This is a genomic window from Natranaeroarchaeum aerophilus (assembly GCF_023638055.1).
Lineage (GTDB): Archaea > Halobacteriota > Halobacteria > Halobacteriales > Natronoarchaeaceae > Natranaeroarchaeum > Natranaeroarchaeum aerophilum.
The window spans coordinates 38,127-54,619 of the sequence record NZ_JAKRVY010000007.1 but is presented as its reverse complement, the minus strand read 5'-3'; the positions used below and the strand labels follow the sequence as shown (position 1 = coordinate 54,619).

11 protein-coding genes are annotated in these 16,493 nt (G+C 48.3%); 7 read left to right on the top strand and 4 right to left on the bottom strand.

All coding sequences use genetic code 11. The features are described from left to right. Nucleotides 1–103 precede the first annotated feature (103 nt). A complete protein-coding gene (locus tag AArcSt11_RS12175; protein ID WP_250597416.1) occupies nt 104–319 on the bottom strand; it encodes a DUF8139 family protein in 216 nt (71 codons plus the stop codon). A gap of 113 nt (nt 320–432) precedes the next feature. Here AArcSt11_RS12175 and AArcSt11_RS12170 point away from each other — a divergent pair, with 113 nt between their 5' ends. Beyond that, complete coding sequence (locus tag AArcSt11_RS12170) at nt 433–4,245, top strand: helicase-related protein (protein ID WP_250597414.1); 3,813 nt, start codon at nt 433–435, stop codon at nt 4,243–4,245. Nucleotides 4,246–4,293: 48 nt separating this feature from the next. Continuing rightward, nucleotides 4,294–4,839 (top strand): TBP family protein, encoded by a 546-nt coding sequence (locus tag AArcSt11_RS12165; RefSeq protein WP_250597412.1) that lies wholly within the window; start codon nt 4,294–4,296, stop codon nt 4,837–4,839. Here AArcSt11_RS12165 and AArcSt11_RS12160 read toward each other — a convergent pair. Then, a complete protein-coding gene (locus tag AArcSt11_RS12160) occupies nt 4,828–8,421 on the bottom strand; it encodes an Eco57I restriction-modification methylase domain-containing protein (RefSeq protein WP_250597410.1) in 3,594 nt (1,197 codons plus the stop codon). The genes AArcSt11_RS12165 and AArcSt11_RS12160 overlap by 12 nt on opposite strands. Nucleotides 8,422–8,918: 497 nt before the next feature. Between AArcSt11_RS12160 and AArcSt11_RS12155 the strand changes: the two genes are divergently transcribed. The 3 genes from AArcSt11_RS12155 (at nt 8,919) to AArcSt11_RS12145 (ending at nt 11,828) form a co-directional block, all read left to right on the top strand. Beyond that, nucleotides 8,919–9,629, top strand: coding sequence for a recombinase family protein (locus tag AArcSt11_RS12155; RefSeq protein WP_250597408.1), 711 nt, complete (start codon nt 8,919–8,921; stop codon nt 9,627–9,629). Between the two features lie 354 nt (nt 9,630–9,983). Beyond that, entirely contained in the window at nt 9,984–11,027 is a 1,044-nt protein-coding gene (locus AArcSt11_RS12150; RefSeq protein ID WP_250597406.1) for a hypothetical protein, read from the top strand. Between the two features lie 84 nt (nt 11,028–11,111). After that, on the top strand, nt 11,112–11,828 hold the full coding sequence (locus tag AArcSt11_RS12145) for a hypothetical protein (protein ID WP_250597405.1): 717 nt from the start codon (nt 11,112–11,114) through the stop codon (nt 11,826–11,828). Nucleotides 11,829–11,862: 34 nt separating this feature from the next. Here the strand turns inward: AArcSt11_RS12145 and AArcSt11_RS12140 are convergent, their stop codons facing one another. Continuing rightward, nucleotides 11,863–12,447 carry a hypothetical protein gene (locus tag AArcSt11_RS12140; protein ID WP_250597404.1) on the bottom strand — a complete coding sequence of 195 codons (585 nt, stop codon included), beginning with the start codon at nt 12,445–12,447 and terminating at the stop codon, nt 11,863–11,865. A 149-nt stretch (nt 12,448–12,596) separates the two neighbouring features. Between AArcSt11_RS12140 and AArcSt11_RS12135 the strand changes: the two genes are divergently transcribed. Together AArcSt11_RS12135 and AArcSt11_RS12130 are read left to right on the top strand one after the other, a co-directional pair. Then, a complete protein-coding gene (locus AArcSt11_RS12135) occupies nt 12,597–14,306 on the top strand; it encodes a transglutaminase-like domain-containing protein (protein WP_250597403.1) in 1,710 nt (569 codons plus the stop codon). A 394-nt stretch (nt 14,307–14,700) separates the two neighbouring features. After that, complete coding sequence (locus AArcSt11_RS12130; RefSeq protein WP_250597402.1) at nt 14,701–15,624, top strand: hypothetical protein; 924 nt, start codon at nt 14,701–14,703, stop codon at nt 15,622–15,624. Between the two features lie 525 nt (nt 15,625–16,149). Here AArcSt11_RS12130 and AArcSt11_RS12125 read toward each other — a convergent pair. Next, the gene (locus AArcSt11_RS12125; RefSeq protein ID WP_250597401.1) at nt 16,150–16,389 is read right to left on the bottom strand and encodes a hypothetical protein; all 240 of its coding nucleotides are present in this window, start codon (nt 16,387–16,389) and stop codon (nt 16,150–16,152) included. Nucleotides 16,390–16,493 lie beyond the last annotated feature (104 nt).

Sequence of the window (16,493 nt, the reverse complement as noted above, 5' to 3'; positions counted from 1 at the left end):
TAAAGAAACGTTCTCTACTCACCCACAGTGTGTAATGAGAGGTACACCACACCCGTCTCCATGTACTTGTAATGGTCAAGACCAGCCACCTCATCGTACGTCATCAGCATCTTCCCAGCCGTTTCCCGATTATCACTGTTTCATCATCGAATTTCACGCGGTAGAGTACATCATTACGTTCGTCTCCAGTCAAGTCGCTGGCAGCATCTTCCAGTACTTCAATAACCTCTCTGCATCGGCCATGAAATCTTTCGTAGTCTGGGTAGGTTTTATCGGGAACGTCCACACGTACACGGTAACCCTCAGCAAATCTACCCATCAGTATCTTCCTTGTTTGAGTACCATACCTATGACGAGTTTAGTTCAATCGTGAATCCACAGATACTGCTGCGAAAGACTAAGTTGATTTAATGAGAATTCCCAGTATCCAGAATGCTCTCCGTTCCCCCACTTGTCGATAACACGGATAAAAATCTCGAAGAAGTCTACAAAAAAATCATTCCGCAAATCGAAGAGGCACGAATCGCGACTGGCTACTTCTATCTCTCCGGCTTCGACCTCTACAAGGAGGACTTGGGTAATCTGGCCGAGCCCGACGAACTCAGTCATGCACCGCTTCGCATTCTCATGGGTCGTCAGACCAATCAACAGACTGCCGATGAAATTGAGGAGGGGCAGAATCTTCGAGAAGCCTTCAAACAGGAATTGAAGGATGACATCAAGAGTCTAAACAATGCGCAACTCGGACGACTCAATCGGCTTCGAGAGTTTGTCGCGGAGGGAATCGTTGAGGTCCGTGTTCGAAGCCCGGAAAACGGTTACTTCCACGCGAAGGGGGCTGCGTTCCGTGCCCCGCTTGACGACGGAGAGGAACCGGCTTCTGATGGCGAGGTAGATAAACGTGCCTGTGCCACTATCGTCGGCTCTTCGAACTTCTCGGCTAGCGGTCACCGAAACAATATTGAACTTAATCTCACCAGCCAAGACCGTTATCAAACGCAAGCCTTTGAGGACTGGTATGACAACCAGTGGGCGAACGCTGAGGTATTCAGTGAAGAAATCCTTCACATTATTGAGAATAGCGACCAGTACAAAGAATGGAAGGAAAAACAGGAGAAAGAAAAGGAGTCAGATAGTACCACTGAAGAGGAACTCGGGACGTATCTCGAACCCTTCGAACTCTACAAGCTCCTCGCGTATGACGAACTCAACGGTAACGTCAGTGCTCGGGACAGCCCGCTCTACTACTTCCAGAAACTCGGCTACGAGAGCGCACGCGAGAAACTCTCCCAGTACGATGGCTGCATTATTTCCGATTCTGTTGGCCTCGGGAAGTCATTTATTGGCGGCGAATTGCTCTATGACTATCGGCAGCACGGTGACCGCTGTCTACTCATTGTCCCTGCGAACTTGACCGACCAGTGGGAAGATTTGCTTCAAGACGGTACTGACGAGGATGGGAATCCTTATTTCGGACTGGAGATGGACGGGAAACATCTCGATGTGATGAGCATTAGCAAGTTCCAGAACCTCGGCTACGAGGAGGTTCAGAAACTCCGTGACCAATTCGACGTACTTCTCATTGACGAGGCCCATCGCTTCCGCAACTTTGGGAAGTGGCGTCCGAACCCAACTCACGATGACGACTACAAGGGAACGCGGCGGCACGCAAATCTCCGCCAATTACGCGGGAAAACGATGATAATGCTGACCGCGACGCCCCTCAACAATAGTGCTACTGACCTGAAGAATCTTATCAGCCTATTCACGAGCCCGGAGGAACTCCGTAACAAGGCCTCACTCGACTTTGACGCGTTCGACGAGTACATCGAACTCGCAGAAGTCAGAAAACGTATTGCCGCCGGGAAGGAGGAAGTGTCAGAACAGAAGCAACAGCAAATCACTGAGCAGTTGCAGCGCCACTCGAATGAAATCTCGAACATCCTCAACGAGGTGATGGTTCTGCGAACGCGCAAGCACGTCAAGGAACAGATTCAGGCTGACGAAGATTTCGAGATGAGTTTCAAGCCACCAAAACTTCACAAGGAACAGTACTCTCTGCCGCCCGCCTACCAGCCCATCTATCGGATGCTTCCCGATGTGATGGACGCACTTCATCTCCCGCACATCACAGTGAAGAATCCGCAGGCTGGGGGGACTCTGAAAGCGTTATACAAATTGAACCTACTCAAGCGACTGGAATCGTCGACGTACGCGTTTGTCCAGTCCATCGAGACCCTACACCAGAGCGAGCGTCGGCTTCTTGGCTTTCTAGAAGACCTGCCCGAAGACGAGGACATCGACCTCCTGCGTAGCGTACAGAATGGTGAGGCCGCTGTAACCATCGACGACTTCGTTGAGGGAGAGGACGCTGCCGAAGACCTCGAACAGACGCTTGAAGAGTTCGGCTTCGACTCGACCTCAGTTCGTGCCGACGGAGGTGAGGGAAAGGTAGAGAATGAACTGGCAGACGCGACAATTGGTGAGGTGAAAAACTACATCCGTGAGGACCTGACGTTACTCGCATACTTCCTCACGCAATTCATCGGAGATGTGGCCCGCGATGCTGGAGACGTAAGCGACCATGCAGTCACGGTGCGACAATGGCTTCACAACCACAATGCTGGTACGCTCCCTGAGGTCTCTGAGGAGGAAATGAACCCTGTCCTGTACCCGAGGAGTGACCTGGCGGAAATCGATGCTGCGACGCGTGACTTCTACGAGGCAATCTTCTCACTCCGGGAATTCCGCGACCCGAAAATCGACCGGCTCGCAGAGGTTCTCCAGAACCACGACCAAAAGGTCCTCATTTTCACGCAGTACCGAGGGACCGCCGATTACGTCTATCGGACGCTCCGAGACAACCCTAACTCTCCGCTGACGGCGGCAAACAGTGCGGTCGTGAAGGGCGGCGACGAGAACAAGCAGGATATTATCCAGCGATTCGCGCCGCAGGCATCTGGATACCAAAGTACGCTCGCAGAATCAGATGAAACCGAACTCCAGTACGTCGTCGCGACTGACACGCTGAGCGAAGGGGTGAACTTGCAGGATGTTCATGTCGTGGTTAACTACGACCTCCCGTGGAACCCGATGCGCATCGTCCAGCGCGTCGGTCGTATCGACCGCATCGGGAGTACGGCGGAGAAACATGTCCACAACTTCTATCCTGACGGCGACATTGAGGCGGCCATCAAGTTGCTGAAACGGTTGCAGGCGAAAATCAATGACATCGCACTCATCGTCGGCAAGGAGAATAACATCCTTGACCCGAACGAGGACCAGATTCTGGAAAAAGCGGGCGTCGATACCCAGAAGACCATCGGAGAACTGGAAGTCGATGAAATTGAGGACTCATTGCGCCGGTCGCGTGAAGTCGAGGACGTAAACGAACTCGACGATACGAGCAAGAACCCGCTCCTCCGAAATGCTGGAAGCAACGAAGAGGCGGCGTACGACCGATTCCTGCTAAAGCAGGAGTTGAATGAAGAGTACGGGCTCACAGCTGACGACTTCGAGTATGCAGAGGAATTCTTCAACGACTCACCGGACGAGCGGGAATTGCTCTTTACGAATACCATCAACCATGACAAGGGGCCGCGTCCAGGTGTATTCGGGCTAGCACATCTCTGGTTCAACAGTGAGGAGGAGAACGCTCCACTCGGGCGCGTACGTCGGGCATTCTACTACAAGCCGTTTGGTGACGACGTGAAAGAGCGGTCTATCCAGACGCTTTCAATCAGCCCATCTGTCAAGGGTGAGCCGGTCTTGGGGAACATCGACAATGTACTGGCGAACCGAAAGGAGATTGAGGAAGTGCTTAACGACCGGCTTGAAGCGATACGTGAAGGGCAGGTTGAGGGAGCGTTCAAGCAGGGCGATTCGTTCTCGAAGGAACAAGAGACGATTCTGGACTTCCTCGCTCACTACCTCCAGCCTAACTTTGGGGACGACCCCTGCTCGCATGAAGACCACGACACGATTGATGAGTGGACCGACGACCTCCACAGTCGGCTTGGTGAGTTCAAACTTGCGAATACCGACGAAGACCGAATTCTTCGCGATACCTTCCGTCACCACGATGAGTACGACTTGTTCCCAGATTGGCCGCCTGCCGAATTCCTCAAAACACTCGAATCATTTCTGGAAGAGAATATTGAGGCATCTACTGAATATCAGGATACACTCGTCCGGGAGAGTGATGTCCAAGCACAGTTAGTCTGTTGGGGTATTGTTGGCACATAGACACAAGTATGCCGGGGCTCTTTTTGCTATGTGCTGTCTGTCTTCAGTATGGTCAACTATACCCTAGTGAACGTAGTTGCTGGAGGCGACCTCGGTATTGAGGTCGATTTACACAACGCATTTGAGGATATGAAGTACCTCTCTCCATCATACGAGCCAGAGGAAGCCCCGGGACTACATTTTGAACTACCTGATACTTCGGTAACAGTTATGCTGTTTCGGACTGGAACATACCATCTTACTGGAGGGGAAAATGTTGACCAGATTAAGGAAGCGTATAATGAATTAGTAGATATATTAGAAGAGCATCTAGGTCTGAAGGTCGTTATAGAAGAGCCTGACGTGCGAAATTTAGTATATAATGGGAATATTGGTCAGGAGGTTAACCTAGAGGCGGTCGCATTGGACCTTCACGAAGACGTAGAGTATGACCCAACCCTGAGTCCGGGACTAAATTACCGTAAGAAGGAATATCGCGGTCTTTTCACCCTCTACCGAACTGGCTCCTACATTTACACTGGAAATCCAGACCCCCTTGATGCAAAGAAAGCACTTGAGTCGTTTAATGAGGAACTCAGACAATTACTGGATTGAATGCTGGTCTGATAACTCTAAGTACTTCTCCTCAACAGTCTCGAAGTATGCGTCGGTCATTACACGCGGGTTTTGTACCCGATGGAAGTCCTCCAGAATGAACTTTGCATCATCATAGTCCAAGCCATATACATGGAGAGCAGCAGCGTCAATTTCGGCCTGTATTCTACTCCGCTCTTTCTTGTCTGTCGCGGGTTCAATATCACCTAGCCTCTCCCTCATTTCCCTAAACTCATCCCCGTAACAATTCAGTCGGGCCGCTCTATAGGCAATATATTCGAACCATTCGCCCCCATGGTCTAATTTCGGAACTTGTGACTCAAGAATACTGTATGTAGCAATTCGCTTATCTGTCTTCTCACCGATTAAGAAATCAAACGGAAGACTGTTGAGGAGACCTAGAAGTGCAAATAATTCCCAATTGGAGTACTTCTTCTTATACACACCATGCAGAGGTACCTCCGACATAGATGCTTTATCGGGTTCGATAGAATACGGCCGAATTGTGGTCAGGTTTGTATAGGTTGCAACTCCTTTCGGTAGGACTGCAGCAATTGTCGTACGTTCATCCGTTGGTCGCGCAATATCACGATAGGCAAGACGGTATTCAGTACAGTCTAATAATACGTCACTCTCACTCAGACCTTCACCTCTTATTCCGTCTAGATATTCGTTGACGGCTTTTTTCTTCGATTTGGAGGAAGGTGCATCAATATGCTCATAGATTGCATTCTTTAGCGCTCTCGTATTCTTCTGTCTAATTCGTGTTTTAGCACTCTTTTCAGGAGCCTCATCTTCAGGAATACCATAGTAATCTACTTCTTGCGCGTATGGCGGCGAGTAAGAGAACTGGAAAATATTCCGGCCCCCATATAAGCGATACCTGTTCTCCCCGTCTTCATTAAAGAATCTGTCAGAGTCATTTGTCTGGTCAAGTTCTCTGTATGTGTTCACAGTCCACGCTTGTTCTAGCGAAGAATGCTGGGTGATTTTTTGGAGAATATCAACATGTTCACTAGAGCGAATCTTAGGAAACATCCCCGATTCGGGTGAAAACTTGAGTAGGACTTTGGCAGGTGTCGATATTCCACTAGCTTCCGGCGTCCTGAGTACTGAGAGGTCGCCACGTTTGAAGGAACAGAGAAGTGACTGAGTTTTGCTCCCTACTGTGAATGTGGATATAGTGAAGGTGTATCGAGTATCTACATGTTGGAAGATACCTCGGTTTTCAAAGGTGAAGAGTGAATCAAGCGTATTCTTTTTGAGCAGATTCCGTCTCAAATTCTTATATGACCCGCCTGTGAAAACGATGTTCGGGACGATTAACGAAACATATGAGCCGTCATCGACTATTTCTTCACTCCTCTCTAGGAACAGAGGTGCCAAGTCTGTGTCACCCGCGACAGTACGCCCACTAACTTGAGCAGTCTGTTTTGAAAACTGGCTTCGGTAATAGGTCCCCAAACGGTCGGCTTGATGTTTGTACTCCTCCCATCCCTCTGCAATCTCATCCTTTTCTAGCAGTTCCTCTTGACGGTCGTCCTTTAGTTTAGTTGGTAGACTTCGGAAACCGGGGTCATATTTTATGAAGTAATCATCTCTTGTCACCTTCACCTTGTCCCACGGGGGGTTTCCGACGATAACATCAAATCCTCCATCTGCATAGACCGAAGCGAACTCAAGGACCCAATGAAATGGTGAATGTTCTCTAATTTCCGTGAGCGAAACATCATCTACACCTGCATCTTCGAACCTTTGGAGGATTTTTTCATCTAGGGAATCACTATACTCGTCAATTCGCGTTTCGGCCAATCTCCTTGCATTTGTAGCTTCTTGTGATGTATCTGCATTTTTATGGCGTTTAACCGCTGTAATTACCTCCTCATACATCTCCTGAACACTTTCACCAACACCGCCACCAAAGTTCGAGAGGGAAGCATCTCCTTTATCAGTAGCAATCTCTTGGACATCTGTGAATCCGATGAGTGAGTTGCCCTGTCGGATATTGAAATCAATGTTGGGGAGCGGTTCAACCTCGCCGGGCTCATCCTCAATGTCCGCAACCATCGAGAGCCACAGCCGGAGTTTACATATTTCGACCGCACCTTCGTCGATGTCCACCCCATATAGGTTATTCAGGATGATAGTCCGCTTCGCAAACAGCGATGCGTTCCCTCCCCCCGACGCGATGGTCTCCAACTCATCCCGTGTTCGTGACTCCAGTTCCCAGCCTTTCCCCTCGGCTTCGAGTTGCTGGAAGAACTCGATGCATTGCATATAGAGGTCAAGCAGAATTTCCTGTCCCGCCAGAAGGAACGCGCCACTCCCGACAGCGGGGTCAAGAATCTGCGCCTCTTTTAGGATGTCGTGGTACAGCGTCTCGACGTGACCAGTCTCTACGTTCTCCGTCGCGGCCTGCTGGGTGACCATCCCCCCGTCAGCGATGGCCGCCGTATCAGCACTCGCACCTGTCTCTGGGAAGCCAAATACGTCGTCGATTTCCTCGTAGGTCGCGCCAACAACCTCGTTGAGTTCGTCGAGGAGGTATGGGTGAATCGTCCGGCGAGCCATGAAGCCGGTAATCTCCTCTGGCGTGTAGTATGCGCCCATCTCCTTCTGGTTGACCGTCTGCTCGAAGATGTGACCGAGAATCGCTGGGGAGAGGTTTTTCGGGTCAACGATGTCGAGCCGTTCGTCAACATTCCAGTTCCAGTCGGAAAGGAAGTCCAGAATATCGTCGAACAGTTCGTTCGTCTTCTCGGCGGTGTTGCCCAGTTTTGCGTCTTCAAACTCCTCTTCGACGGGGTTCTTCGCGAACAAACCACCGTTTAGGTACGGGAGTTTACCGAAGTCCGGGTTCTGTTTATCCTCCGCGAGGTAATCGAAGAACAGCGGCTCGTAAAACTCCTCGTAGCGGTCGTCGCCCTCATCCACGACTTTCGCGGGCTCTTCATGGAGGTAGTCAGGGTTTCGGTCGAGCAGCCGCTTCTCTTGAATGAAGTAGAGGAAAATCATCCGGTCGAGAATAATCTGCACGTACCGTTGCTTTGCATCGCCCCGGTTGTCAGGGATACCTGAAACCTCCTGCACAAGGTTGGTGCGCAGGCTCTCGAATTGTTGGTAGAACTCTTTGACGACCTTCCGGGTGTCGTAGAGTGTGTCGTAGATGGCTGCCGACGAGCCGTACTCGATGGAGTTCAGTTTCTGTAAGATGGTGTTCTTCTCGCCACTCCCGGACTGGAACTGTTTCTTGCTAAAGGAGAGTTTCTGGTGCTTGATACGACCGTGCTGCTGGCCTTCCCAACTGCGCACGCGCGTCAGGAAAGTGAAGTCCTCGAAATCGTTCGTCGCGACGAGGTTTGTGTGCCGTGTGCGGTTTTCAGGTTTGAAATCGGTCGCAGATTCGCCTGGTCCGGCCTCGACGAGAACGACGAATTCCTCGTCAGAGAGTTGGAGGACGAGTTGATGGTCTTCTCCAAGGTTTGGTCTCAACTTGAGCCCGCGTTTCTCGAATGTGGCTGCAATGTCCTGTAAAGAGTCCCAGCTCGTAATATCAGATGCGGAAATCTGCTGAAGAGTCATACGCTGGGTAATACACTCAGGTCATATCAATGTGTGGCAAGTTATTTTTGACACTCTGACCTCCGAACTGAAGAAAACTTTGTTGAGCTTATTGACGGCCTCACTATGTGTATGATGTCGGTCGCAATACTCATCGGATACTGCTTGATGATTTGGAAGAATTAAAAATAGACCTATATGCGTCTGAGCTCTATTTTTTGGACTGCAGTTCTGGCAGATGGAAACGACACAAAGAAAAGCTCCGACATCACCACGAAGTGTGTTAGAAACCTCTATATCTCGACACCCCCGGTTTACAAGTAGCTTTAACGGTATAATTAACGGTAGGAAGTGACTTAGAGATATGGTCAAAATTCAACAGAAATCCAACGGACAATACGTGGTAACAATTAACAAAAATCTTGCTGACGCAATGAACCTCAAGGGAGCCGATGCTGAGTGGGAGGTAGAATCACAAAATACACTCAAACTACGTGTCACCGAGCGAGCTGATAACAATGAGTAAAAAAACCGCGGTCGGATACAGTCGGCTGTCCCAGACCAGCGACACTAGCATTTCTGACCAACAAAGAGAAATTCGCCAGCTCACCGACGGCCAGGGGTTCGACCTGCTCCGCATCTATGACGACGGTCAACGTTCTTCTGGGTTTGACGCAGACCGTCCTGAGTATCTTGAGATGCAGGCAACACTCAAAGATGAAGACGTAGACGCCGTGGTCGTCCGGGACCGTGACCGACTCTCCCGTGATAAGCGTGAGCGGTCAATGCTCTACTACGACCTAGACGAGTGGGGTGTCGAACTCTGGACGACCAAAGACGGCGAGTGTGTTGAGCTAGAAGACGACGAGTCATGGCTCATCGAGATGATTCGTAATTATATGGACGATGTAGCCAAACGCCGCGAAATCCAGCAGGCCAAGAAGAAAATTAACGAGCGGGTTGAGAACGGCTACCACCAAGGCCGGCCCCGGTATGGAACAGAGCACGACAATAATGGACATCATCTTGTCCCAGGGGACGGATTTGAGGATGCACTAATGGTGCTTGCCCTCAACGATGCAGATGCGCCAAAAACGAACATCGTTGATAAAACAGGAATCAGTAGAGGGACAGTGTACGACATCATTGACCGACAAGACTGGTACCGCAAACTCGCAAAGAAACATAATATCGAGATGCCTGATATTGCCCTTTCCGCAAATAAGTAAAGAATCGGTTGTTCTCTTTGGTCGAGTTGGGGTTAGTTCCTAATCCCTCAAATTAGGTCGAACGCAGAGTTGTTGTCTCGCATATTGTTGGCTCCAGAGTCTCTTCTCCTCGTACAAATATTATACACGATGGTAATATCCTCTCAAAACCTCTCAAAGGGGTCAAATTCTACGTAGGTATGCGTAAGGATGAATAGTACTGACAGCAGGTGGTTATTGTTCTATGACACTCTGAGCCACCTCGCAGAGGAGATGGTCCTTGTTCAACAGGAGAATAAATAATCTGTCACTCCCTATTAAATTAATAAAATAAAAACAAAAACTATATATTTGTTAAATCCTAAGGCTGATTTGATGATAGAAGACAAGAACAAAAGCGATGTAGTAGAAATGGCCCGAAATCAACTCGCAGACAAATGGACTGTTGAAAAGAGGTCCACTCGTCTGTGCGCAAAAGCAAAAGACAGTCCCGTATGTGCGTATGTCGAATCACAGCATGACGGTTCGTTAGTTGTCACTGGGTACATTGAGTGTCAGTCGAAAGAGCAAGAGGATGTATCAGTTCTCGATTTCTATTGTACTGTTCCAGACAGCGAAACCGCAATTGACCGACTCGTTGAATTCTGCGAGTCTCAGGAGGAAGGAGAGACAGTCTGCTTGTCCGAGAATAATGTTGTTTCTGTGAGGAAATTTACAGAAGCAATCGAGGATACTGATGCTGTATTTGCAGCGATTTCAGAAGACCATCTTGCTCGTGGGCTCTTCGGAGTAACTTACCACGTGCCTGTTGGTGGTGATGAGGCTAGCGTGGCCGATTCGCTACGCGAGCTCGACGCGGTTGAAATTGATGGGAGACCATTCCCAATTCGATTGGGCAGTATATTGGCCGGAGAGACTCACCTCTATCGCCGAGTCCCACTGTACGCTGAGGGGATGTCGTATGGACCGAAAGAGGTCACTGTTGAGGACGGAGTTCGGCAGGTAACCGAGTTCGTCCAGAACGACGAAGACCCGACTCCGTTGCCTTCTGAATCGGTGACTCCAGATAGGCTTGTTGAGGTACTTGTCGAGGCTGGTGCCGTTGCAATTGCTGTAGAAACAGAGCTTAGTGGCAAAGACGAACTCTCGCTGAGCGTTTGGATACCTGATGCGACTGCTTACGAGGTCGTGGCCAAATACGAGACAATCACCGTCGAGGGGACACAGTTAGACCTCAACTGGGAGTTCTGTTGTATAGATGGTCCGAATTTCTTCCAGCGTGTCCCTGTCTATGCGGATGATGACATCATCGGTTTGGAGGCAGTGTCGGTTGATGGAGGAGTTTCGAATCTAAAAGAATACGTCGATGATGGGTGCCCACGCTCTGTCGTCAATATGCCCGAGGGTGAAATGCGATGAGTACAACCGACTGTCTGGGCGGCACCGTCGAGTTAGAGCTCAACGGCGATGCCGAACTCAAAGAGATGCTCAGGGGGGAGGCACATGTTTAAACACGACTACCACCGACAACTGACACCTGGTGAGCGGATGGCGGTTGCGTTATTCCACTTCGGCGAGAAATTCACAGCAAAGACTCTTGCCGATTTTGTTGGAATCAGCAACAAAGAAGCACGTGAGAGACTCCACGCGCTTGAACATTTAGGCGTAGTAACCATCGTTGATGACGCTGGTCCGTACTACAAATATGCAGACCTTGATTTCGATTTGCTCGGTGAAGACAGGTGTAACTGGTGTAGCTCCAATAGAGAAACAAACTCGACCATCCAAACAGGGACACCAGTAGGTAATTACGTGGGTTTGAGCGGCAACGAGACCGTTGACCTTTGTGACAAGTGTTTGGAGAGGGTCTCGAATACAGTTAATGGGGTAACGGACCAAACTAACTCTGGACAGGACATACTTCCAATTTATCCCATCTGCCAAGCTGAGAGCTGCAATCAGCTTGCTGCTCGAACAATAGCAAGCCAACGTGGCCATCCACATCAAGAGTGGAAGCTCTGTGCGAACCACTACAACGAGGTTGATGGCAGTGACCCACACGGTCAGTTGGGTCATGGTTGGATTCTGAAAAAACTCTACTATCGCTGTCCAAATGGGGGTGAGATTTCACATAATCTTATATTATTGGAACAAGACGACGACGGGTATGCGTGTTCGTGTGGAAGCAGACACACCGCTATATCGGTAGACAGTGAATAAAAAAGCCAATCAACAAAAAAGAATAGTTCTCCTATTAGGCTTCTTTTGGCCCTACGTCAGACTGCTCACGCACTTCATCAAGATATGCATCGAAATCGATACTGTGTTCGTTAAATATTTCCACTGCTGCTAAAAGGTGCAGCTCAGATACCTCGGCGTGCTCCATCAAATAGTCTTGATTCTCTTCAATTCTACCAATTCTCTCGCTTCCACGGCTGTTAAAATGGTCCTGAAGCAACTGCAGTTGTGATTGCAGTTCACGTACATCGGATTCAAGCCGGTTGTTTTCGACTTGTAGCTCTTGGACTTTGCTCTCTAACTCACCAACGCCATCAGAGCTATCAGGTGGTGACGAGAGACCATCTAAATCATCAAGAGCATTGGGATTCATCTGGTACAAATTAGCGTCAGCAACGTTCTCGCGGTGCTCGGTCTCACACACTACTAATCCTTCGCCGCGAAGCTGGCGGAGCCTGCGGCGGACCTTGTTCTCTGTCACACCATCATACACTGTTAGTGCAGCTACGATACTACTTGTTGATTCAAAACCATCTGAATCACAGATATGACTCAAAATCCATTGTGAAATCCAGTCTATTTCTACATTACTATATTTCATTATCTTATATAAATTAAATAAGCCCCATATATGTTACCCAAGATAAGTCCAAGAGCCGATGACCCCCATAGGCGCGTGGTATTTGTAAATCCATACTGAGTTAATATAAAATCCAATACTTTATTGATAGCTGACAGTATATGCTACGTATGGAAAGACGAAACCTGCTCGGTCTGCTCGGCTCTGGAACGGCAGCTGGACTGGCTGGCTGTATGGGCATTCTCGAAGAGGATGTGGAAGGAGAAGAAGAAGAAAACGACACAAAAGAGAGCGAAGAAAGAATTCCCACGAATTTCGATAATGAAGAATATATCCACAACCAAAACCGGATTCCGATTGAAGATGGAAAGCGTGTGAAGGGGCACAATCTATACGTCGTTGACGTGCGGGATGTAACGGATGATATGCTCACCGTCTATCTACAGGCGAGCGTAAACCCTGTTGCAGACTACGATATTAACGTCCATTGTACGCCTGTTGGACCGGAGAAAAGCGGAGAATGGGAGTTCGCAGGTGTAGAAGCAGCTGGTGCAAGTTACGAAGAGGAGACGGATACGTGGGTTGGTAGTTCTGGGGGATACAATCTGCGCTACGTGATGGATAGGTTCGAGCCAGATAATCTCATCGCCAGCAAAACCTTCCCGAAAAACGTATTTGGAATGGAGTATGGGGATGACAAGAAACCGAGTGACCCAGAACACCCTGCAACAACTACAGAGGGTAGCCGGGCACATGAGACTGTACGGGAAGATGGAGATTCGGCTATCTGGGAATTCGACCTAGAGTGGGAGCCACCCCTGTATGAGCCGTTCGTGTTCACGTTCACCTGGGATGACGACAAGACACATTCCCCTCGAAGTGGTGAAGTCATTACGCAGACCCCGCAGATGGTTCGGGTCGGCACGGATGAATACATCCATCATGATTTCGGCAGCGGGTATAATGCGACGGCGACTTGGGACAACTACGAAATGGAGGATGCGTACCGTACGGAAGTCGATTCGAGTGGAGGCACAATCACGGGTCGGATGTCCCGTCTCTCCCATTACGGGCGCTTCAGCGACGTGAACAAAGAACTCGCAGAGAAGGGTAACAGAGCCAATAACACGCGAAGCTACTCGCCCCATGGTACAGAATTCGTTCCAACGACTCCAGATGGGTACATGGATACGAAACTGCAGAATGTCTGGGCTGTCTCGTACGAGTTCGATACCGAGACGTTAGACGAAGCGAGAGCAACGGCTGAGGCACACAAGACTGGTGGGAACGATTCCCGAGATGTCTACGACCTCATCAATGCAGATGAAGTGCTCAACCACGACATCGTACAGGACGTAGCGAGACAAATCGGTGATGTCTGTGAGGGATACGGTGCGACGGACACGCCCTCTCAAGTGCGATTCGTTGCTGATTTCATCCAGTACATGAATCACACGTGGGAGATTGGTGACGGCCCGGATAGGAATTACCTTGCACCAGGGACTGCACACCCTGTAGAAACGCTGGCACGAGGATACGGTGACTGTAAGGACTTCACAGTGCTTGGCAATGCGTTGCTTGAGCAGGAGCCATTCAACTGTACTATGCACGCTGCGTCGATTCCAAATGTCAGCCGATACAATGCCAATGACAATTCGGGCCACGTCACCTCTGCTGTCCACTTCGATGATTTCGGAATCGATGGCATTGTTGAGGACGACCTCTACGAGAAGCCGCCGTTGAGCTGTGAGCCGCTGGAGATTGATGCGGATGATGGCAAATACATCTACATCGAGACTTCCGCTCCGTTCGAGCTGGGGTATATCCACGAGGATTGGGACTACGATGACCCGTCCAACGACATCACGTACTATATGTGAGGACTGTCTGGGAGCCACCAGGAGAGTTACACGGAGTGGTATAGCTCTAAGCGGTTATCACGCTTGGTAAACGTAGCAGTAGTTGTCGTTTGGAGAAGTCTTGATTTACCCGAGATTATGGACGAAATTAGAATAAAAAGAAAATCCACTGTAAACTGAGTAGCGCTATTTATTTTAACGGAGGGTGATTTCTAATATAGTCTTAGCACGTCTCTATCTACCCGTTTGATGTTAACAGCAATAAGAAAAACAATAATATACAAATATATTTTATTATTATAGTATTTAATAAAAAATTTAATGTTAATATAAAATAAAATAAAACTATTATGACACAATTAATTTTAAATCGGCATTAAATATATAACTCTTTGAAATAGTTATAACATTGCGTATGACAAACCAAAATAAGGTAAATAAAACAGAATCTCAAGGTAGCGTACCAAAAACCGTTCGAATTAGCGAGGAAAAGGCCGAACAGTTAGAAAATCTCGCCGAATCATGGTATGGTTCTTCGTATAAACAAGGACAGGTCGTAGATGACCTAATAGATACAGTATCGGAAGAAGAGGGTGGTAAATTAATGCAGATGATAGAGGATATTCATAACGTGACTGTTTCAGGAAAAGACGGATTTTCTCTTTATTCTGGTGAGAATACAGAAAATGAAAATTCAGAAACGAGTAATGTGCGTGAAGAACATCCAGAACTCCAAGAAAAAGCCGGTGATGAACCGATAAATCCAGATGAATACGACCTCAGTTGCATCAAAGGTACTTCAGGAATAGATGTACCAGACGTAGTATATAGCGTTTTGATGCACACACACGAGACCGACGTGATAAAACGTGATGACATACTGGATATTCTGACTGATGATATAGGATATGCTAAATCCAGTTCATATACAAAATGTAACGCCGTTTTCGAGGAATTAGTTGAGATACCATCTTTGAAAGATGCTATTGATAAACACACGACAGATATGGCTAAAAGTCGAACAGAGGTGGATACAAAAAAATTCGGTTTTTCAAAGAAGCATTTAATTAGAATTTCGTCTCCGTGTGAATGGATGAAGGAAGACGTAGATGTACCGCTTACTGATGGTGGATATACTCTTGAACCAGAGACAGCTAGTAGAATAATAGCAGACATGTATGGATTCGTAGCTAATGAAGTCTCAGATGAATGTCATAAAGGAACTAAAAATTACTGGTATCAAATGTTAGTAGCATACAATAAAATAATGGAATCAAGTGAGGAGATAGAGATGGAAGAACGTACAGGAAATATCATGGCTGCTATCAACAATAAATAAACTTGACCGGCGACACTTTTCCACCCTTCTCAATATAGTAATTATACGACCCAGTAATCACGCCAAGCTGTGCATCGACTGCAACCTTTGTTTGTTTGCGAACTCTAACCTATCATTCAGGCTCCTCATCACGGGAGCTGTTCTTTGTAAGTAAATAAGCCGATTATCGCGCCTCCCATCATACATAGCCACAGAGGAAACATTATCCAAAATATGAGCCCCAAGTGAGTTCCAAACGCACCCATAAGTATCGGCGTCCACTTTTTACCAATAACTGCTCCGAATATTAGCCATACGAAGCCTGCTGCTGGGTATGAGAGCAAGTATAGGAATCCGAGCGCATCAATAAATGGTAGTGATATGAGGACGTACGTTATACGGAAAAATCCGAGATAGATTAACGGGAACCAGATAAGACTCGTTATAATCGCGTTCCATGTACTCGTTTCACGCGATAAATACCACCCAAAAAGAAACGTCGGAGCGTATGCAAAAGCAAGTGTTACATCCAACAAGTCCACCATCTCAATCCCACCCCTCGCGAACGTGCTGAAGGTCTCGTTCAAGCCGCTCTAAGTGCGCTTCTAGAGCTTCTTCTGTTGCCTGTATCAGATGCTCAGAATCATGCTGGGCAAGGATGTGCTCCGCCTGAGCAACCATCTGAGGATACTGATGCGAATTGTCTTCTTTGACCACAACAAGTGCTTCTTTTACGGCCCGAATCTCGGACTTCAGCTGTCGCTCGCGGGTGGTTTTATCGTGCATAGCGGCATCACGCCGGATTATTAGACAGGATTGCTACAGATAAAATACCCGATTTGATATTGACTTACCAACAGCTTCAATTATTTTTGATTTTATAATCGTCT

Excerpts from the sequence above, each read along its gene's own strand:
- AArcSt11_RS12175 (WP_250597416.1), bottom strand. The coding sequence starts at position 319 with ATGGGTAGATTTGCTGAGGGTTACCGTGTACGTGTGGACGTTCCCGAT.
- AArcSt11_RS12145 (WP_250597405.1), top strand. The coding sequence starts at position 11,112 with ATGTTTAAACACGACTACCACCGACAACTGACACCTGGTGAGCGGATG.
- AArcSt11_RS12140 (WP_250597404.1), bottom strand. The coding sequence starts at position 12,447 with ATGAAATATAGTAATGTAGAAATAGACTGGATTTCACAATGGATTTTG.
- AArcSt11_RS12170 (WP_250597414.1), top strand. The coding sequence starts at position 433 with ATGCTCTCCGTTCCCCCACTTGTCGATAACACGGATAAAAATCTCGAA.
- AArcSt11_RS12125 (WP_250597401.1), bottom strand. The coding sequence starts at position 16,389 with ATGCACGATAAAACCACCCGCGAGCGACAGCTGAAGTCCGAGATTCGG.
- AArcSt11_RS12155 (WP_250597408.1), top strand. The coding sequence starts at position 8,919 with ATGAGTAAAAAAACCGCGGTCGGATACAGTCGGCTGTCCCAGACCAGC.
- AArcSt11_RS12165 (WP_250597412.1), top strand. The coding sequence starts at position 4,294 with ATGGTCAACTATACCCTAGTGAACGTAGTTGCTGGAGGCGACCTCGGT.
- AArcSt11_RS12150 (WP_250597406.1), top strand. The coding sequence starts at position 9,984 with ATGATAGAAGACAAGAACAAAAGCGATGTAGTAGAAATGGCCCGAAAT.
- AArcSt11_RS12135 (WP_250597403.1), top strand. The coding sequence starts at position 12,597 with ATGGAAAGACGAAACCTGCTCGGTCTGCTCGGCTCTGGAACGGCAGCT.
- AArcSt11_RS12160 (WP_250597410.1), bottom strand. The coding sequence starts at position 8,421 with ATGACTCTTCAGCAGATTTCCGCATCTGATATTACGAGCTGGGACTCT.
- AArcSt11_RS12130 (WP_250597402.1), top strand. The coding sequence starts at position 14,701 with ATGACAAACCAAAATAAGGTAAATAAAACAGAATCTCAAGGTAGCGTA.